Origin of the sequence: Methylobacterium sp. WL8, from assembly GCF_008040045.1 — a bacterium.
In the GTDB taxonomy this organism is placed as follows: Bacteria; Pseudomonadota; Alphaproteobacteria; order Rhizobiales; family Beijerinckiaceae; genus Methylobacterium; species Methylobacterium cerastii.
Map to the genome: position 1 here is coordinate 1 of NZ_VRVF01000051.1, position 24,551 is coordinate 24,551.

29 protein-coding genes and 2 pseudogenes are annotated in these 24,551 nt (G+C 65.6%); 18 read left to right on the forward strand and 13 right to left on the reverse strand.

The features are described from left to right. From FV234_RS17395 to FV234_RS17410, 4 genes and pseudogenes are all read left to right on the forward strand, one after another. Positions 1–117: pseudogene (locus FV234_RS17395) on the forward strand (IS5/IS1182 family transposase); the annotation flags it as partial. A 349-nt stretch (positions 118–466) separates the two neighbouring features. Beyond that, entirely contained in the window at positions 467–688 is a 222-nt protein-coding gene (locus tag FV234_RS17400) for a hypothetical protein (RefSeq protein WP_147830585.1), read from the forward strand. Positions 689–987: 299 nt separating this feature from the next. Continuing rightward, the gene (locus tag FV234_RS17405; protein ID WP_147830587.1) at positions 988–1,653 is read left to right on the forward strand and encodes a DUF2268 domain-containing putative Zn-dependent protease; all 666 of its coding nucleotides are present in this window, start codon (positions 988–990) and stop codon (positions 1,651–1,653) included. A 23-nt stretch (positions 1,654–1,676) separates the two neighbouring features. Next, complete coding sequence (locus tag FV234_RS17410) at positions 1,677–2,186, forward strand: GrpB family protein (protein WP_246686221.1); 510 nt, start codon at positions 1,677–1,679, stop codon at positions 2,184–2,186. Positions 2,187–2,385: 199 nt separating this feature from the next. Here FV234_RS17410 and FV234_RS17415 read toward each other — a convergent pair whose 3' ends face one another. Together FV234_RS17415 and FV234_RS17420 are read right to left on the reverse strand one after the other, a co-directional pair. Further along, complete coding sequence (locus FV234_RS17415; RefSeq protein WP_246686222.1) at positions 2,386–3,432, reverse strand: endonuclease/exonuclease/phosphatase family protein; 1,047 nt, start codon at positions 3,430–3,432, stop codon at positions 2,386–2,388. A gap of 49 nt (positions 3,433–3,481) precedes the next feature. Continuing rightward, a complete protein-coding gene (locus FV234_RS17420; protein WP_246686223.1) occupies positions 3,482–4,678 on the reverse strand; it encodes an HWE histidine kinase domain-containing protein in 1,197 nt (398 codons plus the stop codon). Here FV234_RS17420 and FV234_RS17425 point away from each other — a divergent pair. Further along, positions 4,644–5,018, forward strand: coding sequence for a response regulator (locus FV234_RS17425; protein WP_147830592.1), 375 nt, complete (start codon positions 4,644–4,646; stop codon positions 5,016–5,018). The two genes, FV234_RS17420 and FV234_RS17425, sit on opposite strands and share 35 nt — an antisense overlap. An 18-nt stretch (positions 5,019–5,036) precedes the next feature. On the opposite strand, the gene FV234_RS17430 is transcribed toward FV234_RS17425, so the two are convergent. The 3 genes from FV234_RS17430 to FV234_RS17445 all read right to left on the reverse strand — a co-directional run bounded on the left by FV234_RS17430 (position 5,037) and on the right by FV234_RS17445 (position 8,371). Continuing rightward, on the reverse strand, positions 5,037–6,506 hold the full coding sequence (locus FV234_RS17430; protein WP_147830594.1) for a PAS domain S-box protein: 1,470 nt from the start codon (positions 6,504–6,506) through the stop codon (positions 5,037–5,039). A gap of 258 nt (positions 6,507–6,764) precedes the next feature. Next, entirely contained in the window at positions 6,765–6,983 is a 219-nt protein-coding gene (locus tag FV234_RS17435) for a hypothetical protein (protein WP_147830596.1), read from the reverse strand. Positions 6,984–7,699: 716 nt separating this feature from the next. Beyond that, complete coding sequence (locus tag FV234_RS17445) at positions 7,700–8,371, reverse strand: sigma-70 family RNA polymerase sigma factor (protein WP_246686224.1); 672 nt, start codon at positions 8,369–8,371, stop codon at positions 7,700–7,702. A 201-nt stretch (positions 8,372–8,572) separates the two neighbouring features. Here FV234_RS17445 and FV234_RS17450 point away from each other — a divergent pair, with 201 nt between their 5' ends. From FV234_RS17450 to FV234_RS17495, 10 genes are all read left to right on the forward strand, one after another. Further along, entirely contained in the window at positions 8,573–10,033 is a 1,461-nt protein-coding gene (locus FV234_RS17450; RefSeq protein WP_147830598.1) for a helix-turn-helix transcriptional regulator, read from the forward strand. 92 nt (positions 10,034–10,125) lie between these two features. Continuing rightward, entirely contained in the window at positions 10,126–10,287 is a 162-nt protein-coding gene (locus FV234_RS26515) for a CsbD family protein (protein WP_246686225.1), read from the forward strand. 58 nt (positions 10,288–10,345) lie between these two features. Further along, positions 10,346–10,849, forward strand: coding sequence for a CsbD family protein (locus FV234_RS17460; RefSeq protein WP_147830600.1), 504 nt, complete (start codon positions 10,346–10,348; stop codon positions 10,847–10,849). 128 nt (positions 10,850–10,977) lie between these two features. Next, complete coding sequence (locus FV234_RS17465; protein ID WP_147830602.1) at positions 10,978–11,898, forward strand: PhnA-like protein; 921 nt, start codon at positions 10,978–10,980, stop codon at positions 11,896–11,898. Between the two features lie 79 nt (positions 11,899–11,977). Beyond that, on the forward strand, positions 11,978–12,181 hold the full coding sequence (locus FV234_RS17470; protein ID WP_147830604.1) for a CsbD family protein: 204 nt from the start codon (positions 11,978–11,980) through the stop codon (positions 12,179–12,181). 71 nt (positions 12,182–12,252) lie between these two features. Continuing rightward, positions 12,253–12,690 carry a CsbD family protein gene (locus FV234_RS17475; protein ID WP_147830606.1) on the forward strand — a complete coding sequence of 146 codons (438 nt, stop codon included), beginning with the start codon at positions 12,253–12,255 and terminating at the stop codon, positions 12,688–12,690. 170 nt (positions 12,691–12,860) lie between these two features. Beyond that, the gene (locus tag FV234_RS17480; protein WP_147830609.1) at positions 12,861–13,310 is read left to right on the forward strand and encodes a BA14K family protein; all 450 of its coding nucleotides are present in this window, start codon (positions 12,861–12,863) and stop codon (positions 13,308–13,310) included. 144 nt (positions 13,311–13,454) lie between these two features. After that, the gene (aqpZ, locus tag FV234_RS17485; RefSeq protein ID WP_147830611.1) at positions 13,455–14,228 is read left to right on the forward strand and encodes an aquaporin Z; all 774 of its coding nucleotides are present in this window, start codon (positions 13,455–13,457) and stop codon (positions 14,226–14,228) included. Between the two features lie 128 nt (positions 14,229–14,356). Beyond that, the gene (locus FV234_RS17490) at positions 14,357–14,857 is read left to right on the forward strand and encodes a YidB family protein (protein WP_147830613.1); all 501 of its coding nucleotides are present in this window, start codon (positions 14,357–14,359) and stop codon (positions 14,855–14,857) included. A 104-nt stretch (positions 14,858–14,961) separates the two neighbouring features. After that, on the forward strand, positions 14,962–16,095 hold the full coding sequence (locus tag FV234_RS17495; RefSeq protein WP_147830615.1) for a chromosome partitioning protein ParA: 1,134 nt from the start codon (positions 14,962–14,964) through the stop codon (positions 16,093–16,095). 352 nt (positions 16,096–16,447) lie between these two features. On the opposite strand, the pseudogene FV234_RS17500 reads toward FV234_RS17495, so the two are convergent. The 4 genes and pseudogenes from FV234_RS17500 to FV234_RS17520 all read right to left on the reverse strand — a co-directional run. Next, positions 16,448–16,936, reverse strand: a pseudogene (locus FV234_RS17500) (IS21 family transposase); the annotation flags it as partial. A gap of 284 nt (positions 16,937–17,220) precedes the next feature. Continuing rightward, positions 17,221–17,460: a hypothetical protein gene (locus FV234_RS17510; RefSeq protein WP_147830619.1), complete on the reverse strand. Its 240-nt coding sequence runs from the start codon at positions 17,458–17,460 to the stop codon at positions 17,221–17,223. Positions 17,461–17,771: 311 nt separating this feature from the next. Beyond that, complete coding sequence (locus FV234_RS17515) at positions 17,772–17,990, reverse strand: hypothetical protein (protein ID WP_147830620.1); 219 nt, start codon at positions 17,988–17,990, stop codon at positions 17,772–17,774. 36 nt (positions 17,991–18,026) lie between these two features. After that, the gene (locus tag FV234_RS17520; protein ID WP_147830622.1) at positions 18,027–18,416 is read right to left on the reverse strand and encodes a hypothetical protein; all 390 of its coding nucleotides are present in this window, start codon (positions 18,414–18,416) and stop codon (positions 18,027–18,029) included. A gap of 848 nt (positions 18,417–19,264) precedes the next feature. Here FV234_RS17520 and FV234_RS17530 point away from each other — a divergent pair. Continuing rightward, on the forward strand, positions 19,265–19,465 hold the full coding sequence (locus FV234_RS17530) for a hypothetical protein (RefSeq protein WP_147830626.1): 201 nt from the start codon (positions 19,265–19,267) through the stop codon (positions 19,463–19,465). Positions 19,466–19,568: 103 nt separating this feature from the next. Beyond that, positions 19,569–19,826, forward strand: coding sequence for a PepSY domain-containing protein (locus FV234_RS17535; protein ID WP_147830628.1), 258 nt, complete (start codon positions 19,569–19,571; stop codon positions 19,824–19,826). A 668-nt stretch (positions 19,827–20,494) separates the two neighbouring features. Here the strand turns inward: FV234_RS17535 and FV234_RS17540 are convergent. Both FV234_RS17540 and FV234_RS17545 read right to left on the reverse strand, forming a co-directional pair. After that, on the reverse strand, positions 20,495–20,677 hold the full coding sequence (locus FV234_RS17540) for a hypothetical protein (protein ID WP_147830630.1): 183 nt from the start codon (positions 20,675–20,677) through the stop codon (positions 20,495–20,497). Between the two features lie 156 nt (positions 20,678–20,833). Next, positions 20,834–21,271, reverse strand: coding sequence for a MucR family transcriptional regulator (locus FV234_RS17545; protein WP_147830632.1), 438 nt, complete (start codon positions 21,269–21,271; stop codon positions 20,834–20,836). Between the two features lie 911 nt (positions 21,272–22,182). On the opposite strand from FV234_RS17545, the gene FV234_RS17550 reads away from it, so the two are divergent. Further along, the gene (locus FV234_RS17550; protein ID WP_246686226.1) at positions 22,183–23,469 is read left to right on the forward strand and encodes a DUF3829 domain-containing protein; all 1,287 of its coding nucleotides are present in this window, start codon (positions 22,183–22,185) and stop codon (positions 23,467–23,469) included. Positions 23,470–23,674: 205 nt separating this feature from the next. Here FV234_RS17550 and FV234_RS17555 read toward each other — a convergent pair whose 3' ends face one another. Next, on the reverse strand, positions 23,675–24,268 hold the full coding sequence (locus FV234_RS17555) for a hypothetical protein (RefSeq protein WP_147830634.1): 594 nt from the start codon (positions 24,266–24,268) through the stop codon (positions 23,675–23,677). Continuing rightward, positions 24,265–24,531 (reverse strand): hypothetical protein, encoded by a 267-nt coding sequence (locus FV234_RS17560; protein WP_147830636.1) that lies wholly within the window; start codon positions 24,529–24,531, stop codon positions 24,265–24,267. Before FV234_RS17560 ends, FV234_RS17555 begins: the two co-directional genes overlap by 4 nt. Positions 24,532–24,551 lie beyond the last annotated feature (20 nt).

Consider the following 24,551-nt stretch of genomic DNA (forward strand, 5'->3'; position numbering starts at 1 on the left):
ATCAGTCGATGCCGCAGGCTCGCCCGTGATCACGAGGCGACGGCCTCTTCCGCACTCGCCTTCTTCGTCCTGGCAGCAGCCATGATCCTCGTCAGACGCCTGGCACGAGCGTTATGAAACGGGGTCTAAGAGATCTCGCCTAATTTCGAGGCCACCAAATTGCCGTCGCGCGATTTCCTGGCCGACCTGAAACAGCAGGAGCCGGATTAGGTTCTGCATCTCAGACGTGCCGTGCTCTTCGATCTCTGCGTGGGCTGCGAGGCATACGTCGGCTATGCGCTCGAGTTGTCCTTGTGTCGCCATGGCACCTCCTCCATTCCTAGCTGAGGAATGTGCCTAATCTGTTGTATAATTCCGGATATAACACACGCTAAGTTGCAATCCAAGGAACAAAGCTCGCGTGGAAGTTTGATCTCTTTTCGGGAGCGCGGTATGTCGGTTGTGCACAACCAGGGTTGGGGGGGGCATGCTGAGCGACACAAACTCTGATGGCGGCTCAGATAAGCTCAGCCCTGCCCTCAGTCGCCTCGCCGAGGCCCTCGACATCGCGCCGACGGCCTTTTTCGACGCGACCGCTAGCGATCTGGGCCAGACGACCGAACTGCTGCGCTCGTGGCACGCGATCTCGGATAAGCACGATCGGGAGAAGGTGCTGGCGATCATGCATACGTTTGCCTCGCGCGCGTGAGGCGGATGCCGGATCAGGTTTCATAATATTGGTTGTGTGAACTGTAAGTCATTTGTGTAAGGGGCTGATGGTCCCCGCAAGTCCACTTCACATCTGTTCTGGCCTTAAGTTCTGCCAGGCCCATCATCCTGCAAGCGGTCGTTCCCGACTTCTGCAACGGGTGGATTTCTGTCTGTCCGCTTTCGGGTGGCAATAGCGTGGAGCGGACGTCCGGCAGCAGTGCTTGTCCTCGACCCACAGGCGGAGTTGTCCCACCTTGTCACTCACGCCAGGATGAGGCTGGACCTGGGTGAGGTTAGATGATGTGGCAGCTACATTGGCTTGAGGCGTCCGGTGATTTGGGTCCCTGGCGGAACATCGTCGCCGGGGAGGTCGAGATCGCCAGAAGGGCTGTGGCGCGCGTGCTGCCGGTGCCGCCGATCGACATCCTCGTGCAACGCTTGCCCGGTGAAGTGATCCCGGAGACCGGCACGACGGGGCAAGCCATCCGCCCTGGCCTGTTCTCCCTCACTATCGATCCCGATAACCCCAACTTTGCGCCCGCGCTGAGAGATGGGGATCTGCGCCGGACCGTGGTGCACGAGGCCCACCACTGCATGCGCATGGCCGGTCCCGGCTACGGCTGGACGCTGGGCGAAGCCCTCGTCAGCGAGGGCCTCGCGGGGCAGTTCGTCAGCCACCTGTTCAACTCCCCGCCCGAGCTGTGGGAATGCGCCGTGACCGACGAGGTACTTGCGGCCAATCTGCCGGACAACGCCACGCTCGTGAGCAACGGGCACGACCATCGTGCATGGTTCTTCGGCTTCGGCGGCCGGTATCCGCGCTGGCTCGGCTACACCCTTGGCTACCGTATCGTGGGCGATTGGCTAGAAGCAGGGGCCGACCTTAGCGGTGCCGCATGGATCAATGTTCCCGCGCACGTGGTAATCGACGCCGCGCGCGAGCGCACATTGTTGAACATCTGATGCCACCCCCATTCGAGGTCGAGTTGGCCGAACACGACCCCCGCTGGTCAGAGGCTGCTGAGGCGCAAGCCGCGATCCTGCGCGTCGCGCTCAATCCAATCTTGCTTGCCGTCCACCATATCGGATCGACCGCTATCCCAGGTCTGACGGCAAAGCCCATCTTGGATCTTATGCCGGTCGTCGGCGACCTCTATGTGCTGGATCGGCGCAGAAGTGACCTCGAAGCAATCGGCTTCGCATGGTGGGGCGAGTTCGGACTGCCGGGGCGGCGCTACGCCACGAAAGACGAGTGCCATTCTGGGCGGCGGCTCGTACAACTGCATTGCTTCGCCACGGGATCTCCCGACATCGAGCGCCACCTCGTATTCCGCGACTACCTTCGGAAGAGACCAGAGCTCGTTACATCCTATGCGCATGAGAAAGTCAGGTGCCGAGCGCTCTACCCCGACAACTCTCACGCGTATGGCGCATGCAAGAGTGCATGGATCGACGCAGTCGAAGCTGCGGCCTTGGCTGATCGGCTGATTTCCTGAGTGATCAGCGGCCACTTTGGAGAACCGCAAAAGGCGATCCAAATGCCCGAGTTGGGTCGGATGCGGAACGTCCGCTTATGGACGCAAGGCCGGGGTCCGCTTCCCACACGATGCGGACCTTCCGGGGGGGTACCAAGTGTTAGATTGCCCTGATTTTGTGGGTCGCCGCCATGTCGTGGATGGGCTCCCGGACGGGCGGTCATCGTACCGCCTCGACCGCCTCCCGGGCGTCGCGGTGGTCCTCCTTCGAGGCTTCGGGCGCATCCTGCAGCATGGGCGCCCGCGGAGCCCGGCACAGGCTGACGGAGATCGGGAAATGATCCGATCCGACGTCGCCCAGGCGCTGCATGTCGGCGAGCAAAAAGTGCTCGCTGAAGAAGACGTGGTCCAGCGGCCAGCGCGCGAATGGGTACTGCGCGTGGAAGGTCGAGAACAGGCCGCGTCCCTGACGGGGGTCGAGCAGCCCGCTGACGTTCTGGAAGATCTGGTTGGTGCGGGACCAGGCCACGTCGTTGAGGTCGCCCGCCACGATGGTCGGCCCCTTCGTCCTTGCGACCTCGCGCGCGACCATGACCAGTTCGGCATCGCGCGGCGCGCTGCTGTGGGCCGGGCCGGGAGGACGGGGGTGCAACCCGTGGAAGGTCACCGCCTCGCCGCCGGGCAGTTCGATGGTGGTGCGCAGCGACGGGACATCCTCCTGGAGCAGGAAACGGACCGTCGGATCGCGCAGGGGGAGGCGCGAGTAGAACAGCAATCCGTAGGTGTTGTCCTGGGGCTGCTCCACCCGGTTCGGGTATCGCTCCCGCAGCGGCGCCATCGCCGACAGCCAACCGGCATCCGTCTCAAGAAGCAGCACGATGTCCGGCGATTGCCGCTCGATTACGTCGAGAGCCGCCGCATAGTTCCGGTTCGACTGCAGCACGTTGAGGACGACTAGGCTGACGCGGCCACCGGCATCGCAGGTTTCCGCGGCTTTCGCCTGGGTCGCGACCAGCGGCGTGAACGGTAGGATGTGGCTCGCCTGCAGCGCCAGCGAAGCCAGCATCGCACCCGACAGGGTCAACGCCAGGGCGTCCTGGGACGTCGCCAACAGCGCGACGATGCAGGCGACGAGGGCGACGGCGATCTGCAGCCTGGGAAAGTCCAGGCTGCGCACGAAGCCGAGGTTGGTCGGGATCAGGGGGAGGAAGGTCGCCATGGCAAGCAGGACGGCAAGGACTTTCAGGGCGGTCGTGAGGTACTTCAAATGTCATTCCGGCGGTGAGGCGCTGCGAAGGGTCGGATCGGGGCGAGGATCACCCAATGGGCACGACCATCGCAAAGTGCATCCCGCCGGCGTCGATGGTGCGCTCGAAACGGCCGCGCAGACTCCGTTCGATGGTCTGCCTGAGGAGGCGGGAGCCGAACCCGGTGCCGTCGGCCTTTTCCGCCTTAGACGGTGCCACGCCCTCTTCCCAAGTCAGCCGCATCTCGTGACCGTCGACATTTCCCTTGAGCCGGAGGGTCCCGCCGCCGGACAGGGCCCCGTACTTCGCCGAGTTGGTCGCGAGCTCGTGGAAGATCATCGCGTAGTCGTTGACCCGACCAGGCGCCGCGGTCGCAGTCGCGTCGATGACCACGTCGATGTTGGCACCATCGCGGTAGGGAGACAGGATTCGCTCGGCAAGGTCCTGGAGCCTGACGTCGCCGAGGTCATGCTTGTGCGAACGGGTCGCCAGCGACGTCGCCTCGTGCAGGACGCCGAAGCGCCGGGACAGGTCCTCGGCGAAGTTAGGCGTCGACTTGGCCTCGCGGGCGACAATGGCAGTCAGGGCGCGGGCGACCGTGAACATGTTCGAGACGCGGTGTTCGAGCTCGGCCGTCAGCAGGTGCTCGGCCTCCTCGGCCCGCTTGCGGTCGGTGATGTCGAGGAAGATGGCCTGAACCCACTCGCCGACCTGGCCGGCGTCGCCGCCGACGCCGCGCGCCGAGATCCAGCGGGCGTCGGGTCCGTCGCCGATGCGGAAGTCGAAGCTGTAGGGGCCCGGATCGGTCGCGCTCGCGTCCCAGTCGATCATCATCCCATGCCGGTCCTCGGCGTTCACCTTGGCGAACAGGTCGTCGATGGGGACGACGGACTTGGAGGTGCCCCAGAACTCCTTGCAGAGGGCATCCAGCTGGGCCAGGCGCCGGCTCGGCGACCATGCCCACAGGGCGACACCGCCGCGGTGGATCGTGCCGGTGAAGTTTTCGAGCGTCCACTCGTAGTCGGTCGGCGTCGTATCCTCGGCCATGCAATCCCTGGGTCGATCCTGAGTCTCGGCGATGCCTTTCGCATCGCCGCGAAGGTAAACCCTTCGATGGGGAATTGGGTCCACGGCCAAGGTCAGGGCGGTACCGAAGGCGAGAGCGGCAGCGGCACGTTCGACATTACGTTTGCCGCAAGCAACCCATCCAAGCCTGACCTGTTGAGATGCCATGTCGATGAAGCGCGCCCTCGAAGCATCGGTCATCCTCGTGGTCGAGGACGACGACCTCGTCCGGATGAATGCCGTCGAAATGCTGGAGGACGCCGGCTTCTCGGTAGTCGAGGCGCACCATGCCGACGAGGCCTGGGCGATCCTGCACGAGCGTTCGGACATCGGGGTGGTCTTCACCGACGTCGACATGCCGGGCTCGATGTGCGGCGTGACCCTGGCCGAGCGCGTCACAGAGAACTGGCCCGATATCCGTTTGGTGCTGACGTCGGGGCGCCACCGCTTCGCCCATGAAGAGGTGCCGGACCACGGCCTGTTCGTGCCCAAGCCCTACCGGGCATCCCAGGTCATCGACGCCATACACAAGGCGGACTGAAGTCGGAGTGGGGACCCGTTAGTCCCTCGTGATCTCCGCCAGCGGCGCCTCAGCCGTGAATACGATGCCCCGCGGGCGGTATTCGATCTCGGCCGTCCCGCCGATCTCCTGGGCGAGCGCTCTCTCAATCATTCGGGAGCCGAAACCGGTTCGGGTCGGCCGCGACACTCGGGGGCCCCCCACCTCCTGCCACTGGAACCAGAGCCGGTCGGAACCGGACCTGTCCGCGACGTCCCAACTCACGATCACACGTCCGTCGTCCAGCGAGAGGGACCCGTACTTGACGGAGTTCGTCGCGAGTTCGTGGATGGCGAGGGCGAAGGCCAGGGCGACGCGAGGTGCAAGGCGCAGGATCGGACCGCCGATCTTGAAGCGATGGTCCTGCTCCACGCCGAACGGATGCAGCGCGGCGATAACCACCTCCGTCAGGGTCGCCCAGTCGCCGCTGCCCCGTGCCAGCATCTCCGTCGCGGCCGACAGGGAGCGCAGCCGCGACTCCATCGCAACCTGCGCCTCCTCCAGGGAGGCAGCGCCGCGCAGCGTCTGTCGAGAGATGGATTGGACGGTCGCCAAGGTGTTCTGGATGCGGTGGTTGAGCTCGCCCGCCAGGAGATCCCGGTGCTCCTCCGCCCGCTTGCGGTCCGTGATGTCGAGGCTGATCCCGGCGATGCTCAGCGGCGTCCCGTCCGCACGGTACGACGCCTGCCCACGGAACTGCAGCCAGCGGGTCTCGCCTTGCTGCGTGATGACCCGGATCTCGACGTCGTAGTCCGAGTGGCCCGCGATGGCGGCGTCCCGGGCCGCGAGCTTCCTGGGAAGGTCGTCCGGGTGGATAGCCGCCAGCATCTCCTCGTAGGTCAGAGGGTCGTTGGGTGCGCGTCCGAGATTCTCCTTGAACCCGTCCGACGAGACGAGGCGCATCACGCCGAGATCGAGCGTCCAGGCTCCGAGGCGCCCGGCCTTCAGGGTGAACCGAAGGCGCTCCTCACTCTGAATGAGTTCGAGGGACCGGCGTGCGGACTCCGCCTCCAGGGCATCTCGGTCCTTCTGAAGGAAGACGAGACGCTCCTTTTCAAGGGTCACGTCGTATTGCGAGGCGAAGTAATAGGTGAGCTCTCCGTCCTGCGCGAAGACCGGCGAGACGAGGAGGCGGTTCCAGAACGCGGTGCCGTCCTTGCGACGGTTCTTAATATCGATCTCGATGGTGACGCGTCGCTCGATGGCATCCCGGATGCGGGCAACGTCCTCCGGGTCCGTCTCGGGACCCTGGAGGAAACGACAGTTGCGTCCGATGATTTCCTCGCGGGCGTAGCCGGTCAGCTTCACGAACGCTTCGTTCACGTACACGATAGGATTATCGGGCAACCGCGGGTCGGTGATCACCATCGGCATGCGTGTCGCGCGAACGGCGGCCGCAAATGGATCTGAGCCAGCGACGGTGCTGGTGATCTCGGCGTCGATCCGCGCGCCGTCGGCATGGTCGTTCAAGATGGAAAAATCCTGTTGATCGGAATCGTTCTACAGAGCGGATCCGGTCATGCCAGAGGTGTGGGTGTCACACCGTCCAGCGACGGTCCTCGGAGGGAAGAACCTCGTGCGTGTCGACGGCCCGATCCTTCAGCGAACCGCTTTCCACGACGCCGAAACGGACCCGGTCATCGTAATTCGCTTACAGGACGAGGATGAGCCCCTTTCTCGGGCGGCACTGGCTACGCCGTGTCCTGGGCCTTTCTCGTCGCCCGACCGTCACGCGGGCGCCCCTGTGTCGCCCTCGTCCAGCGCAAGGTAGCGGACCAGGAGTTCGCCCGTGGCCCGGGCCACGTAGTCGGCCATGCCCTCGCCGGCATGGGGCGGGACGATCTCCGGTAGTCGCATCCCGCCCAGGGTCGCCAAGAGCTCGGAACGTGCCATGCCGGACTCGATGGCTTCCTGGATCGCCTGCGCCTCGTAGGCCGACGGAAGCATGTTCAGACGCGGATGCCAGGGGCGGTCGGAGCCCCCGGTAGGTGATCGGGACCGATGCCGGGCTCGACCGGTTCATCGATGGGCGGCTCGTCGAAAGGGGCCGACGGCTCGTCCGGCCCAAGTGGTCGCTCGCCCGGGAAAGGTCGCGGCGGCATCTCGCTTGGGATGTCCCCGCCAGGGATGGGATCGGGCATGCCGGGATTGGACACTGTCGAGATCTCCATGGCTTCTGGTGATAGATGGCCTGTGGGCCGGACGTGCGCCCGGAGCGGCACGACGCCCGGCCCTGCGGCCATGCCGGACCTGATCGGGGGACTCAGGTGGCCCGGCAAAACTTCGGGATTGTCTCGCCACACCCCAGGAGGTGTTTCGCGAAGACCGGGAGATATATCCGGATTGTCGGTACTCAATGATACGGAAGCATCATTTTCGCAGGGGATTTCATAGTGAAATCCCGCAGAACGCCGACGGTCCGGTTCTTGACCAGCCATCCGGAGGCTAGCCCCCTGGCGTACCAGGCGCCTGCTCTGGACATCCGGCGAGATCCTCGAAGGAGCCCCCGTAGCCAAGGGCGATGGCCTTCCAGATGGCGAGGCGTTGGTCGGGGGCGCGCTCAAGCAAATAGCTGTCCAGAGCGGCCCGAACCTGGGCGGCCAAGGGCGCGGGATCGAACGATGGAGAGGTGGTCGTATCCTCGTCGGCTGGCATGTCCGCCGTCACGAAAGCCCCAAGGTCGCCGCGAGGCGTTCGCGCGCCCGGCTTACCCGGCTTTTCACGGTGCCGACCGGGCAGCCGAGGATGGCGCCCACCTCGTCATACCCGAGCCCATCTACCGTCGCGAGCATCAGGGTCTCCCGCTGTTCGGCGGGAAGAGCATCCAGCGCGGCCTGCAACTCGAACAGGGCGATCCGATGCTCCTGGTCCGGAGCCGCAGACAACGTCCCCGCGAAAACTCCGTCGACGTCTTCGACCTCACGGCGCAGGCGCTTGCGCTGGTTCAGATGGGTGTTGCGCAGGATCGTGAACAGCCAACCGACGAGGTTGGTGCCGGCTTGGAATTGAGACCGATGTTCCCAAGCTCGCATCAACGTTGCCTGGACCACATCGTCGGCCTCCGCCTCGGAGCCTGTGCGAAGGCGGGCGAACCGGCGCAGACGCGGTACGAGCGCGATGAGTTCGTCGCCGAACTCCTTGGTGATCTGTCGTTCCGCCTCGGCATCGAGCAAGGCCGCCCTGAGCCGAAGCACCACCTGCCCAAGCCGCGTGTCGAAACCGACCGTATCCACACTGGGAATGAGTTCGTTCAGTCGCCGTCCGATCTGATCCTGGACATGACGAGGCAGTCCCTCGCTCGGCGAAGGTTCAGGGGGAACTGTGCTTAAGTACATATGTGCAGGCTCGAACTTTTCCGGGTGACGACCGGGTCGCGTCCGCCCCTTTACGCCGGGAATTGCCGGATGGGTTTTGGCTGATCGTTCACGTTCACGTCAATGATCTGGATATACCAGCCGCTTTCTTGCTTCGAACCGGAACCGTGGTCGGAGATGGCTGTTACGGGCTGCGTTGATCCAAGCGGAAGGCGGCCGAAAGTGACGGTGGGTGTCGACAGGCACGAGCTCCGGCAAATCATTGCCGGCCTCAGCGAAGGCGTGATCCTGGTCGAGCCCGATCAGACCATCGTCTGGGCGAACGAAGCCGCGCTCGCGATGCACGGCGCGGAGACGGTCGGCGAACTCGGCGAGACGGTGGACGCCTACCGTGAGCGCTTCGCCCTGCGCTATCGCAACCACCACACCCCGAACCAGTATCCGATGGAGCGCGTCGTCTCGGGCGAACGCTTCCACGACGTCATCGTCGACGTGAAGCGGACCGATAGACCTGACGTGGACTTCGTCCACTCACTCCGAAGCTTGGTCGCCACCGACTCCGACGGCAACCCGAGCTGCCTTGCGCTGATCCTCAAGGACGTGTCGGAACAGTTCGAGGCGGAGGAGCGCTTTGAGGCCACCTTCAACGCCAACCCGGCCCCGGCGGTGATCTGCCGACTTTCGGACCTGCGCCACGTCAAGGTCAATCTCGGGTTCCTGGAGATGACAGGCTACACTCGGGACGCCGTTATCGGCCGCAGCGTCTACGAGGTCGACGTGCTGGCCAACGCCCGCAACCGTGACCTTGCGATCAACCGGCTCAACGCCGGTACCACCATCCCGCAGATGGAGGCGTGTCTCGATCTGCCCGACGGCGGCACCCGCTACGTGATCGTCGCCGGGCAGCCCATCGAGTTCGGCGACGAGCCGTGCATGCTGTTCAGCTTCGCCGACCTGGACCTGCGCCGAAAGGCGGAGACGGCCCTACGACAGAGCGAGGAGCGCTTCGCCAAGGCGTTCCGCCTGACCCCGGTGCCGACGCTTCTGGCGCGTGTCGACGACTTCGCCATCACCGGGGCCAACGAGGCCTTCACCCGGGTGTTCGGCTATGGCGCCGACAAGGTCTCGGGGCGCTCGCCGGCGGATCTCGGACTCTGGGTTCACGACGTGGCCCGGACCAGGTTCGAGTCGGCGGTGGCGCGGACCGGTTTCGTGCTCGGCCTGGAGGTCTGCCTCAAGCACGAGGACGGCGCCAACTTCGACTGCCTGGTCTCGGCCGAGCGCGTGGAGATCGGCTCCGAGAGCTTCGCCCTCATGGTTCTGCAGGACATCACCGACCGCAAGCGCAGCGAGCGGGAGATGTTCGAGGCGGTCGAGGCGGTGATGGCCGACACCTCTTGGTTCAGCCGCGGGTTGATCGAAAAGCTCGCCAACCTGCGCCGGCCGGGCACCGACCACGAGGACGGCATCGTCCCGAACGTCACGGTGCGCGAGCGTCAGATCCTGGACCTCATCTGCCAAGGCCTCGGCGACGACGCCATCGCAGGGCGGCTGAACCTCTCGAAGAACACGGTGCGCAACCACTCGGCGTCGCTCTACCGCAAGCTCGGCGTCCACAAGCGCACCGAGGTCATCGTCTGGGGCCGCGAGAACGGCTTTCCGACGGCAGCGACTGGAAAATAAAAACCTGACAACCGGTACGTCTGCATCATTGCTCGCCGGGATCGGCGGGCCACCTGACGAGTGCATGAATCGTCCAGGCTTGGGAGAGCATCGTGAACGCGCGGAAGTCGACCGACACGTCCGAAAAGACCAGGGGCTCGATCATGGAGGCCATCGGAAAGCTGGTCGGCGATCCCAAAGTCGAGGCCGAGGGCAAATCTAAGCAGAAATTGTCGAAGCCCGAAGCGAAACTGAAGCCCACCCCAACGGCATAGCTTCCGTCATACGCCTCATCTGACGAAACCACGTCGAAGATTGATTAGGACAAAGATCATGGTTGATACGGATCGCATCACGGGCGCCGCCAAGGAACTCGGCGGCAAGGTGCAGGGCACGGTTGGCGACCTCACCGGGTCGAAGCGGGACTCGGTCGAGGGCCGCGCCCGCGAGGCTCAGGGCGCCGCCGAGAACCTCTACGGCCAGGCCAAGGACACCGTGCGCGACGCCGCCGAGACGGTGGCCGACACCGCCCGCGACCTCGGCGGCAAGGTTCGCGACACCGTCGGCAGCCTGATCGGGTCCGACGACGTCGAGCAGCGCGCACGCCGCGCCCAGGGCGCCGCGGAGGACGCCTACGACCGCGGCGAGCGCTACGTCCGCCGAGCCGGTGGTCAAGCCTACGACCGCGCCGGCGATGCCTACGAGGACGGTGCCCGTGCCCTGCACCAGGGCGGCCGCGAGGTCACCGGCCGGATCGCCGAGCATCCCATCGCTGCACTGCTGGTGGTCGGCCTGCTTGGCTACGGCCTTGGCTTGCTCATCCACGGCCGCGACTGATCCGCACCCGCGATTGATCGATCCGACCGCGCGGGGACTACGCGGTCGGATCGCAGAGTTCCACCCCGCCGACTGACCCATCGAACGACCGAATATCTCGGACGACCGACGACCCGGAGTACCTGTACGTGTCCACTTCCCCCATCCTCACGACCCCGACCGCCGCGGCCTCGGCCGACACCCGCACCGTCCTGCTGAACCAGGTTTCGTGGGGCGCGATCTTCGCCGGCGCCGTCACCGCCCTGGTGACCCAGGTCGTCCTCAACATGGTCGGCGTCGGCGTCGGCCTGTCCAGCGTCGGCGGTCCCGCCGCCGACAACCCGACCGCCTCGACCCTGTCGATGGGCGCGGGCGTCTGGTTCGTCGTCTCCGGCATCGTTGCCTCGCTCGCCGGCGGCTTCCTCGCCGGGCGCCTCTCGGGCAAGCCCGTGACCGGGGCTGCCGGGCTTCACGGCCTCGTTTCCTGGGCGGTGACCACCCTCGTGGTGCTGTACCTGCTCACCTCGGCCGCGGGCGGCCTCATCGGTGGCGCGTTCTCCGGCGTGACCAGCACGCTCGGCGGTGCCGGCTCGCTCGTCGGCGGCACCGTGAAGACCGCGGCCCAGGCGGCGGCCCCGTCGCTGGCCCAGATCTCGAACCCGCTCGACGGGATCGAGAAGTCGGTGCGCCAGCAGGCCAACGGGCAGGACCCGCAGGCCCTGCGCGACGCCGCCGCTTCTGCGATCCGCGCCCTGCTCTCGGGCGACCCGGCGCAGAAGGCCCAGGCCGAGAACCGCGCCGCCGATGCGCTGGCCAAGGCCCAGGGCATCCCGGCCGACCAGGCCAAGACGCAGATCCAGGGCTACGAGAAGCAGTACGAGGCGGCGCTCGCCGACGCCAAGCAGAAGGCGACCGTCGCCGCCGAGGCCGCCCGCAGCGCCGCCACCCAGGGTGCGTTCTACGGCGCCCTGGCGCTGATCCTCGGCGCGCTCGCCGGCTTCTTCGGCGGCCGCCTCGGCGCCCCGAAGCTCCACACCCTGGCCGACGGCTACACCGCCCGCCGCGCCTGAACCGATCCCCGGCCGGTCTCCGCGACCGGCCGGCCTCCTCACCGAAGACCGCTTTCACCGAACATCAAGGAGCCATCTCATGAGCAGCACCACGGACAAGCTGAAGGGCCTCGCCAACGAAGCGGCCGGCAACGTCAAGCAGGCCGCCGGTAAGGTCACGGGCAACGACAAGCTCGTCGTCGAGGGCAAGGCCCAAGAGCTGAAGGGCGAGGCGCAGCGCACCGTCGGCGAAGCCAAGGACGGTGTCGCCTCCATCGTCGACAAGGTCACCGGCAAGCGCTGATCCGCGGCGGCGGCGGGAACCCCATGCGAATCCCGCCTCGCACCCACCATCCTCGAACCCAGGAGTCCCCCATGAACGGTGACCAGTTCCGCGGCGCATCCCGCCACCTCAAGGGCCGCGCCCAAACCGCCGTCGGCGGCCTCACCGGTGATCCGGCCCGGCAGGTCCGTGGCGCCGTGAACCAGGTCGCCGGAGGCGCGCAGTACGCCTACGGCCGCGCCCGCGACCGCGCGGAGGATCTCATCGACGACGGACGCGACATCGCCCACGAGGTTCGGGATCGAGCCGGCAACCTGATCGAGGACGGCCGTCACTTCGTCGACGAGGCGCGCGACCGCGCGGGCAACCTCATCTCGGACGGCCGCGACCTCGCCCATCACGCCCGTAAGCGCGGCACGACCTACGGCCGCCAAGCCGTGCGCTACGCCGACGACAACCGCACCTCGACCTTGCTCGGCCTGGCCGCCGTCGCCTTCGCGGTCGGCTGGTTGTCCCGCCGCAAGCACTGAACCCGCAGTCCCGGAGACCAGCCCATGATCCGCAAGCTCCTTACCGCCTTCGTGCTCCCGAAGATCATCGCCTACGTCAGCCGCCGCTTCACCGGCCGGTCGACAACCCCGCCGAACCGTCGGGGCTACTGAAACTGCACGGCACCTTCGACGTCAGGAGACGATCCCCCATGAAGCTGACCCTTGCTCTCGCTGCCACCGTCGCTGCCGCCCTCGTCGGCCTACCGGCCCATGCCGCGCCGGCGGCCACTGCGGCTCCCGTCGCAGCGCTCGTGCACGGCGACCTGCCGACCGAGTACGTCCAGTTCCGCCGCTTCGGCCATCATCGCGGATGGCGCGGCGGCCGGGGCTACGGGCGAGGCTATGGCTACGGTCGCGGCTACGGCTATCGCCGCGGCCCCGGGGTCGGTGCCGCCGTGGGTGCGGGCGTCGCGGGTCTCGCGGCCGGCGCCATCATCGGCGGGGCCATCGCTAACTCGCAGGCGCAGGCCGCTCCGGTGGTGGTGCAGGGTGGTCCCGGCCCCGAGGCGGTTGCCTACTGCGCCCGTCGCTTCCGGTCCTACGACGTGTCGAGTGGCACGTACCTTGGCAACGACGGCGACCGTCACGCCTGCCCATAACGAACCGAACCACCGGGCCCGCCATGGCGGCGGGCCCGGGCCCATGACGGCATAGCTCCCGGACGCCTCGCGGATCCGTGGATGTCTCGTGTTGCCGACACTCCGCAGACATCCCCGACCTCGATCCGGAAAGCTGCCCCGCCGATGCGCCCCTACCTTGCCGAGTTCGTCGGCACCTTCGTCCTCGTCCTCTGCGGGTGCGGCAGCGCCGTTCTCGCCGCCGACCACATCGGCTACGCCGGCGTCGCGCTCTCCTTCGGCTTCGCCCTGATGGCGATGATCTATGCCCTGGGGCCGATCTCCGGGTGCCACCTCAACCCTGCCGTAACCCTCGGCCTGACGCTGAACCGGAAGTTCCCCGCCGCACGGCTTCCCGCCTACGTGGCCGCCCAGGTCCTCGGCGCCATCGCGGCCTCCTACGTCCTCTACCGGATCGCGACGGGACGGCCCGGTGTCGACGCCGTCGCCACCGGCTTCGCCTCGAACGGGTTCGATCTACGCTCGCCCGGCCACTACAATCTGGCGGCGGCGTTCATCGCCGAGTTCGTGCTGACGACGCTGCTGGTCCTGACCATCCTGGGTGCGACCGATCTCAAGGCTCCGGTCGGCTTCGCTGGGCTCGCGATCGGCACCGTGCTGGTGGTGATCCACCTCGTGTCGATTCCAGTGACCAACACCTCGGTGAACCCGGCCCGCAGTATCGGACGGGCCCTGTTCGCCGGCTGGGCGGCGGTGCAGCAGCTCTGGCTGTTCATCGTCGCGCCGCTCCTCGGGGGGGCGTTCGCCGCCGGGCTCTACAGCTCGATGCGTGCCCTCGACCCCGTGCTCCAGATGCCGGAGCGCCAGGCGTTCCAGGCCCTGCAGGGCGAGACCGAACAGCGTCTTGAGAAGGCCGGCAACGCGCCGAGCAAGTTCTAGCCGTCCCGCTTCAACCACACCGGCCCGGCTTCGACGCCGGGTCGGAACGCGGTCGCCTGGGCGGCCTCGGAGCCCCGGAAGGTTGGCCTTCCGCCAACCCTCCACCTTCCAACTGACAAGGACGACCGATGAGCAAGGGCTATCCCTCGATGACTGCGCTGCTGGGCCTGCTGGCCGTGGCCGGCTACCAGAACCGCGACAAGCTCGCCGAGCTTCTGAAGGGCCACGACACCCCGTCGAGCCCCTCGCTGAACCAGAGTCACTCCACCGTGCCGCCAGTCCAGAGCACCGCGTCAAACGCTGGCGCCACGGGCGGCATCGGCAATCTCGGCAGCCTGCTCGGCGGCCTGGGCACCGCCGGCGTCGGCGGCCTGATCGCCAGCGGCCTGAGCGAACTCGTCGACCACTTCACCAAGGGCGGCCACGGCGAAACGGCGAACTCCTGGGTGAACCAGGGCGCCAACCGCGACATCCACGAGGCCGACCTCGAACGCGCCATCGGTCCGGACACGCTGGATCACCTCACCCAGCAAACCGGCCTGAGCCGCGGCGCGCTCCTGTCCCGCCTTTCGCGCGAGCTGCCTTCGGCCATCGACCGTTACGCCACTGACGGCCGCCGGCCGGCCTGACCCACGGACATGGCCGGTGCCCTAGGGCGCCGGCCACACACGACGCCGGGCGACGCCGCGCCGGGGTTCCATCCAATGCCTTTCCCCGAGCTTGCGAGACCCCGATGGCCATCGATTACCGTTCCGAACTCCGGCGCCCCTTGCCCTTCAGCCTCGCGGTCGTGGCCGTGGTGCTGCTGGTCTGGCTCATCGTCGCCTCCATCGCCGGCGCGCGTCAGCGCAGCGCCCGTGACCACCGCATCCAGGACCTGCAGACCCAGCAGACGGCGCTGCGCACCGACCTGGACAGGCAGATCTCCACCGCCGGTACGCTGACCTCACTCCAGGCCAAGATTGCCACCGCCCAGCAGCAGGACCAGCAGGCAAGCAAGGCCGCCGAGGAGGCGAAGGCCCATGCCGCAGCCCTGACCAAGGATCAGCAGGCGGCCGCGGCCAAGGCGACCGAGGCGAAGAAGACGGCCGAGGCCGAGTCGCAGAAGCTCACCGACCTGCAGTCCCAGGTCTCCCAGGCCGAGGGAAAGCTGGCCCCTCTACGCGAGGCCATCACCACCGCCGAGAAGGCCGCCGTCGACCGCACCCAGGACCTTGCCGAAGTCGGTCGTCGTCTTGAGGATGCCCGCGTCCAGGAGGCCAAGCTGCGCGCCGATCTCGCGACCATGACCCAAGAGGCGACGGCCAAGACCGCCGACCTCGCCAAGGCCGAGGAGCGCCAGCAGAACGCCCGCGAGGCCGCAGCCGCCGCCCAGAAGGAACTGGCCGACGCCCGGACCGCGACCGATCAGGTCACGAAGCAGCGTACGGACACGGATCAGGCGGTCGCCGCACTCACCGCGGACAAGGGCAAGCTGACGTCCGAGATCGAGCAGGCGAACCGCGATGCCCAGCAGGCCTGGGACGCCCTGGCGAACGTCCGCAAGGAGCTCGCCGAGGCCCAGGCCCAGCGCGACCGCGTCGTGTCCGAGCGGGGTCAGGCCGAGCAGGCGTTGCAGAAGCTCTCCGCCGACCGCGATGCCGGCACCGCAGCCCTCGACGCCCTGCGCAAGCGCCAGACCGACGCGCAAGGAGAGCTCGCGACACTGACCGAGACCCTGGCGACCCGCAACAAGGAGGCCGGGACCATCGACGAACGGCTGGCTGCGGCCCGCCAGGACCTGAGCACCGCCCAGGCGAAGCTCGCCGAGGTCCGTCAGCAGCTCGCCAACCCGCCTGCCGCCGCGCCGAGCCAGTCGGCTCGCTGAGAGACCATCGACCCTACGCGGGCAAGCTCCCGCGTAGGGTCGCACGTCCGGCCCCCACCGCACGAAAAGACCTCCCGATGAACATCCGTATCCTCGCCCTGACATCGCTTGCTCTAGCAGGCGCCCTGGTCGTTTCCCGGCCATCCATGGCGCAGGAGGGTCCCGAGATGGAGGCCATGCGGGCGAATTGCGGAGGCGATTACCTCCGCCTGTGCGCTGGCATGAAGCCGGGCGGGCCGGAGGTGAAGGCCTGCTTCAAACGCAATCGCCAGAATCTTTCTCCGGAATGCTCCGGGGCCATCGCCGCCTACGAGCGGTCCCGTGCCGGATCGTCCAGCGAGGCCGATGACTACGCCTTCACGAAGCAGGCGTCGGAGTGCGGCAGGTCCATGCAGAAGAAGTGGATCTTCCGGCGCACGCCGCCGATGGTGGCGACCGCCTCGCCGAAGTCGACCTGGGCATGGCGCGGCGGGTGCGCCAACGGCACGAAGGTCTCCCGCCCACTCGCGCGTGCGATCCGGACGTGATCCTTCACCACCGTGTAGCCGCCAGCGTAGCCGTGCTCGTCGCGCAGACGCTCGAAGATCCGCTTGGCCGTGTGCCGCTGCTTGATGGGTGCGATCCGGTCCGCCTCCAAGATCGCATCGATCACCGGCAGTAGCGGCCCCAGCTTCGGCTTCTCGATCGGCTTGGTGCGAGTATAGCCCGGTGGCAATGAGAACCGGCACATCTTGGCAATCGTCTCGCGATTGAGCCCGAATACCCGGGCTGCCTCGCGACGAGAGTGGCCGTCGATGAAAACGAACTGCCGAACGGCCGCGTAGACTTCCACGGCAAACATCCTGGGCCCCTCCCGAAAAAGAAGCCTCTCAAACTGGCCGGCTTTTACCCCGCCAGCATCAGCACGACGCCGACACTCCAGTGGATGGTTTTGTCACCGCCCTACACACCTCCTTCGCCGGCATGTTGGCGTGACGGTCCAAGCAAGCGGTCTGCTGCAGCACCAACCACATCCGCGTCATGATCCGGCGGGGCCAACTGGCAGCGCGCAAGATCGGCAGGAGATTTCTCCGCATCTCGCCCGCAGACGTGATTGCCTACGAGAATGCCGACACGGGTAAGGGCTTACCGTAGCAGCCATGTGCCGATGAAGGCGAGGGCGGCCGAGTAGACCGCATGGCCTTCCTCGTCCGTTACCAGAACGGTGATGATCTGGCGCTCGCCATCCTTCGGGATCTCGTCAGCGGCTATCGCCGGCAGCAGGCGCTTGGCCTCAAGCGCAGCGGCTTGCAGGTCGGCGCATTCGGTGCCCACGTCGTCGCGCAGGTGAAAACCGTCATGGATGTCGAAGAAGTAACGAGGCATCGGCTTTCCGCGCGTTGATGCGGGAGCACACGTGTCTCTCAAGCGCGGAGAGCCGAAGCGAGAGCCACGATCCACCCAACTTAGACCTGCCCAAGCGTGGTCGCAACGGCGTCAGTGACGCGGTGCGTTCCCTTCGTGCCGGTTTAGCCGCGTATGTGCGAACGGGATAATCGACAACGGAAGCCTGCACAGAAGCGAGGGGCCACGCCTACGATGTCGAAGAAATGACTGGGCCATCACAACGTCTACCCGCCGGAGACCTTCGGCATCAGGTTAGCAAGCTCGCCTGACCGAGGGCCAGAGCGGCAGCCTTATCGTCTCTCCGCTTCAGCGTTCAGGAACGCGATGCACCGGGCGCGAGCCTGACGATCGGTGATGAGGTCAAAGGCTTTGACCAATGCGAGCGTTTCAGCTTCGCGGGTCGGTTCGCCACCGGCGTCGTACAGAGCGGACACAGGCCGATCCAGCGCGCGTGCGATGCGCCCCAGACTCTCGCGCAATGCTGAAGGATCGCAACGTTTCTGCGTCATCGCGTATATGTAGAATAAGGCATGCCAAATTTCTAGTCAGTTCATAACAACGCCGGCGGCCTTTGGTCCAAGTTCCTTAGCAAGATGACGGCCTATTATCTCTAGTGCTTTCCCAAAAACCTCGACGCCGGCCTCGTCTCCAGTTTCCCGGGCCGCCACATAGGCCGCTATTAGATCATCACTCCTTTCAGCGATTGTATCTATATTCATTACAACTATGGCATTATGGTTTGCAATTTTGTTGTCAGCGTCAATCGACCGTTCAGGCAATGCCTGAAGCCGCGCTCGGGAGGTATTGATTGCCTGGCGAGCGGTTCCTATGGCGTGGTAGGACGCATCGAGTATTCTTCTAGATTTTTCAATACGAGTATGGGACTGATCAATCCCGCATCGAATAACCGAGGCGCTATAAGCAATTTTCGTCATTAGTGATGATCCTGCTGCTAAACTAGCAACAAATCCTGGTGCATCGCACTGCAGGATTTAAGCTTGGTGCAAGCTATATAGTCTCAGATAATTTCATCATAGCTTCACCAAAGAAAAAGGCGCGCCGGATGAGGGCACGCCGAGGTTCGTTTAGTTTCGATGCTCCCCAGGTCAGGAGCCGCACCGGGGTAGCACGCAGCTTGGCCGTTAGCACGAACAAACCTGTGAACCCGCATGACCTCCTACCGTAGCAGCCAATTCCCCGTGTAGGTGAGCGCTGCCGAGTAGACGGGGCGGCCGTCTTCGTCGGTCACCAGAACCATGACGGACTGTAGCTCGCTCCCTTTTGGAACCTCGTCCTTTGCGACGGCTGGAAGTATCTTCTTAGCCGCCAAGGCAACGGACTGAAGGTCCGCACACTCAACCCCAACATCATCGCGCGTATGGCTGCCATCGTGGATATCGAAGAAGTAACGCGGCACAGGCACCCCCAGATGCCAGGAGGCTAAGCTGCCTAAGTCACTGGCGCTATAACCTGAGATAGATCGCCATCGAGTGCTGCGCAGTATCGTCGCCCGGTCCCAAGTGCCTGGAGGGTCAACGATGCACTGCCGAAAGCGCACACGTTACGAACGGCCCGCGCCCTCATCGATCGGATTGGAGCACATCGAGTCGAGCACGCTGCAACCCTCAAGGCGACCTATGCCGCAATCCGAGCATCGCGGGATCGCCTCACACACCTTCAGGTGAAGGATGACCGGCTTCCTGGTCTCCTGCGCTTAACGGAGCCCTGTCCGCCGGCCGAACCACCCCAAGAAACCAACGGCCGCAATACTCGTTGAGCACCGATGGCCGACGATGATGTCGCGGAGTTCCTTCGAGATGTCCGCGCTGCGCTCGCCGCAGCAGCACATCCCATAGATCCGCCTATCGACCTCGCACGCCGGCTCCTGACCTGGCTGCAAACCGCCGAGGCCGAGGAACCTTCAACGGGTGCCGACCTCGATGAAAAGAACGGCGTCGAGGGACACAGATCAGATCCACCTTAAGCGGCAAACGGAAATCCGATCATGCTGGTCGCGCATTCGGCTGCGGCTGGATCGAACCAACCATCTCGCCAACCGTTGGGACGGTCTTTCCGGAGGAACCCTGATGCGAACCACCGTTGCGCTCGTCTTTGCCGCCGCCCTCCTAAGTGGGACGCCCGCCTGGGCAGATAAGCCCGGCGCCGACTGGATGCCGGCAGCGCAGGTCAAGCAGAAGCTAATGGACGCCGGCTACACCAGCATCACCGAATTCGAGGCAGACGACGGCCATTGGGAGGGCGAAGGTGTCAAGAACGGCAAGAAGATGCAGTTCCATGCCGATCCGAAGACGGGCGCCATCATGTCGGAGAAGCCGAACGACTGAACCCGATCTGCAGCGCGCCTACCTTAAGGTAGGACGGGAGTGCTGGCCTCTCCCGCCCTACACCAAGCGAAATTCTCCCGCCTTCAATTTGAGAGAGCTAGCCATCCGGTGCGACACAGTTGCGGCCATCTCGATCGTCGTACCTTCGGTGGCCATACCCTGAACAAGAGCCAGGGCATGCGTGCCAGCACTGCATAGACCCTCGTCGTCTCGCGCCTCCGCTTCACGGCGATGAGGAAGGCCACCCGCTTTAGGTCTGGCGCCTTGCTCGACTTCGGTTTGTCAGATTTCGGTGGGCTCAAGCTTGAAATCGCTAACCGGAGAGCGGAACCGAGGAACGAAGCTGTAGCTCCCGGCGGGCCTGCTCTTTGACCTCCTCGCGGACGGCAGGACTGTCGAGCTTCCGCAGCAGGCTTTCCTTCGTATGGCCCTTGAACGGACGGGGAGCTTGCCAGCGGCGGCGTGCCATTCCGATAATGGACTCTGTCAGCATATCGCCCCCTCTCGGTAACGTAGGCAACTTATTTTAGGGCAACGAAGGCGGTCCCACTCGGGGGGCAAGCAGGACCGCCACAGCGGATCGAGGGGGGATCTGCTAACCGCTGATGCGGCACCGACAACATTGCAGCATCCAGGTTGCCGAAGAATGATCGCTCACGTCGCTGACCCTACCGTTGCCGCCGACCCCGTTCCTCGTCTGCCACCGCCTCCACCGCCGCGATCGCGTTCTCCAGCTCCGCGATCCGCTTCAGCGTACTGTCGGCCGGCATCGTATCGTACTGAGCGGCTTCCATAATGAGGTCGCGCTGACGGGCCTTGAGGCGGTCCAGAAGGGCTTCGAGCTTGTCCATGGCGCGCTGTAACGAGGCATGGTCCCCTCGACAACATCGGCACGGCGATCTTCAGGCCGAGCTCGCAACGCTGCGAACTGGACGAGTTGCTTGACCTCGTGGGCTGGTTGAAGGCACCTGACCCGCCGCTGGATCGCGGCGGGCTTCTGGAGATCCTTAGGCAGCCGCGCGACCAGGCCGGCCGAGGCCAATGTTCTTCGCGAGGGCGGAGCGGGCCTCGGAATAATTCGGAGACACCATCGGGTAATCCGCCGGGAGGCCGAACTTGGCCCGGTAGGCGTGCGGGTCGAGACCATGTTTGCTGAGGTGACGCTTCAAGGTCTTGTAGCGCTTGCCGTCAACGAAGCTGGTGAGCGCATCCGGCGTGATCGACTTGCGGATTTGCGCTGCGGTCGGCTGCTCGACATTCTCAGCGACAGCGTCCCCACCCGCAGCCACGGAGCCGTTGTAGAGGCCCGACAGGGCTGCATGCACGCTTCTGATCAGCTTCGAAAGCTCAGAGACCGGAATGGAGTTGTTCGCAACGTAGGCCGCAACAATTTCTCTGGCCAGCGCGAGCGTATCGGAGTTCTGCTCTTGGTTTTCTTTGATCACTTAGGTTGTCCTGTGAGTACGCTACCGGCGTGAAATCTACCAACCTCAGTTCCAAATCAAGATGCCACCCACAGAGGGTCGCGCGATCCTGCCTTGAGGTGCGCGCATGCTTGATGGATGAGAACGTGAGCCAAGGCGTCTTATTAGGGCGTCCCCCAGCTTCTCTCGCACTGTTCCCCGACAGCGATGGCGCTTGGCGGGGCACATGTTCGGCAGGAAGCTGCTGCGCTTCTCGGCTGCGGCCCTGGCCGCCTACGAGACCGACAAGACAGTCAAAGCTCGCAAGAGATGACGACCAAGGCGGCCGACGCTCGTTCCGGCATTGCCTTCAATCGGACCCATGTCGGACAAACGACCCTTTTAACGGCAATCGATTGAAACGCAGGTCCGCTGGCGAAATATTGTTGCGGCTCCGTCGGTAAACCGTGTCGGCTATTCAAACGTCGGCAAAACGTACACCTCTTATGATGGTAGCGGCGATACTTCCGTGTCCGGTGTGGGGCATCGCGCTACCGAAACCAACCAGACGGCTTTCAGCCAACTCAATCCGTACAGAGCTGGCTCGCTCAATGTCCGCTTCTGGCCATCGCCTCCGGGACCCGGAACGACTGGGTTGGGTCGGGACGCGTCCGTCCGCTCTACGACTAGCTTGGGTGGATTGCGGTCTGTCCGCTAATTGGCGGCAGATCGACAAAGCGGTCATCCAGCATTGCCGATCTACCCCGGGATGAAGAACCCCGGCGGAGACCAGCCAGGCCCACGTAATTATGAGGAAAGGCATCACCGAGGAGGGTTCTGACCATCTCCTCGGCTACAATCCCGACTTAGTCGATGCAACGAGGTCCACGTCGCCCTCCACAATCGCTAGCGTCGTCGTTCCACGGCCCGGCGCTTCAACTTCGAGGACCAGAATGCGCAGCACAGCCTCCACGAGAAAGCTCGGCATGTCTCACCGTTCGGCCTATGCGCTGGCCCTCCTGTGGGGGATCTCGGCCACACCCGTGGTGGCGGTCACGCCGGTGACACCGGTGGGCATCGAGAGCTGCGACGCCTTCTTGGAGGCCTATGCCCAATGCGCGGCCAGCCCCGGCGTACCGGAAGCCGCTCGCCCCGGCATCCGCCAGGGCATCAACATGATGCGCGAGAGCTTCCGCGACTCGGTCCTGCGCAACGAGGCGGCGCGTCCGACCGTGGCCTATCAGTGCGCCCAGGCTCATGAGGCCGTGCGCAAAAGTTTGGTCGACGCATTCAAATGCGATTTTCCAGCCGCACCCGCGGCCTCCCAGGCCCTGTTGCAGAGCCCGCCGCCACCGCCGGGCTCGGCTCGGGCGACCGCCCGCCCGGCGCCGGCGCAGACGCCCGAGGCTCAGGCGGTGGCAAAGGCCAATGCCTACACCGAGGCCCAAAACCACTTGGTCCGGTCTCATCCCCTGGAGCAGCAGTTGGCCGACTACCGACGCGACAACGAGCGGGTGCTCAAGCTCGGAACAAAGCTCGGCGCCAACGCCTGGTACCACTTCGGCATCGTGGATTTCGATGGGGTCATCGACGAGTTGGAGAAGGCCGTTGCCTTGCCGGGCGTCGTGCCAGAGGTGGATGCTCAGGCCTCCCGGCTGCTGGCAGCCCTGCGTGAGGTCAATCCCATCCTGAAGGCGCTCACGCGCTATCAGACCACACGCGAGTTCAAAGAGGATGGCTTTAAGTTCGCCCGCGAGCAGCACGCGATCCTCGTTCCCAGAATCGACGCGGCCGCCAAGGCGATGGACGCGTATGGCACGGCCCTGTTCGAGCGCGAGATCGCCCGGGATGAGCTCCGCTTGGCGGCGCTGCCGGAGGATGCGCCGGCACGGCGCCTCCTCTCCACCAGCCTCACCCTGCGCCGCGCAGTCCGGCGGTTCGAGGCACTGGGACCGAAGGCGGATGTTGCTCCCTTCCTGGCCGCACTCGGCGAGGTCTCAAACGCCAACCGCCACCTCGACACGGTTCTCGACGGCATGAGCCCGAAGGCGAACTCATCCTGCACCGGCTACACCGATACGGTTGCAAGCGTGATTGGGCATGGCCGGGACGTCGCCCGGGACATTCGCGCCAAGAGTGATCCGAGCCAACCGGCGCAACGCTTCAACGAGACCTACAACCGCTCGGTACGCGATCTAGAATCTTGCCATAAGAATGAGAGTCGGGTGCGTCCAGGCTGAGGTCAGCCGAAGATCGCTGAAGACAGGACTGATGTCTCCTTCGAGGTAAACGCTCGTCCTTACGCCTCCGTAAGTCTGCGGGGAGACGAGCAGGTTGACGTCAAGGAGCGTACGTTCCACGGGTAGCACCGGCGTCTCTTAATGAGGACGGACGGAGAGCGGTCGCTAAACCTTTGCGCGGGATCGCGATCGCGTCGTCCGCTCCTCATCGGGGCCAGTCGAAGTAGCGCCGGGCGGCGCCTCGGCCTTCCGCCAACGGCCTCGTCAGCCGGCCGCGCCGGTCGATCAACCCCCATCGGCCCCCGACCATGGCGGATGGCTCGCGCCCGTCCGAGCGGCAGCCCTGGCAAACCAGGGCCTCGCCGCGGGCGTTGAACGGGAACGACCAGTCGAAATTCGTGGCCAGCACCCGGCGCAGGCGCCGATCGTGAAACGCGACCTTGCCGGCGTGACGCGCGCGCACCAACCCCTGCGCAAAGGGGTCCGGCCCGTTGTCGAGGGGGAACACCGCCAGCGCCAGCCCATCGCGGCGCGCCCAGAGCCAGCCGATTCCGTCGACGACGATCTCCGTCACCCCGCCCCGGAACGGCATGCGCGCGAGGCGGGCGGGATCGATGCGGACGAAGTCCCCCGCGCGGCGGGCGCAGTGCTCCGTGCGGGCGAAATCCGCGTGGACGTCACGGCAGGCCAGCGGGTAGGCGCCCCCGTCGCGCGCCTGCACGGCCTGCGGCGCGAAGCCGGCCGCAAGCCCCAGGAGGGCGAGCGCACCGAGCGCTCTTCCCCGTGCCCTCGGGCTCACCTGAGGCCCCAGCGCCCGAGCGGGCCGGGCGCGCCCGTGGGGTCGTCCACGAACACGCGCCAGCCGCTGCCGTAGGCGACCTCGCAGACATCCCAGACGAGGCCGGTGTCCGTCCGAATCGGCACGGCCGTGCCGGTGGTGGCGGTGCCCGTTCCCGCCGCGGCGCGCGCCGCGATCGCCGCCGCCTGCTCGGGCGTGAGGCGGCCCGTCGCGGGGGCAGGCCTGGCGGATCGGGAGAACAGGCGGTCTAGGATAGCCAGCACGGTTCGGGCTCCTCGCATCG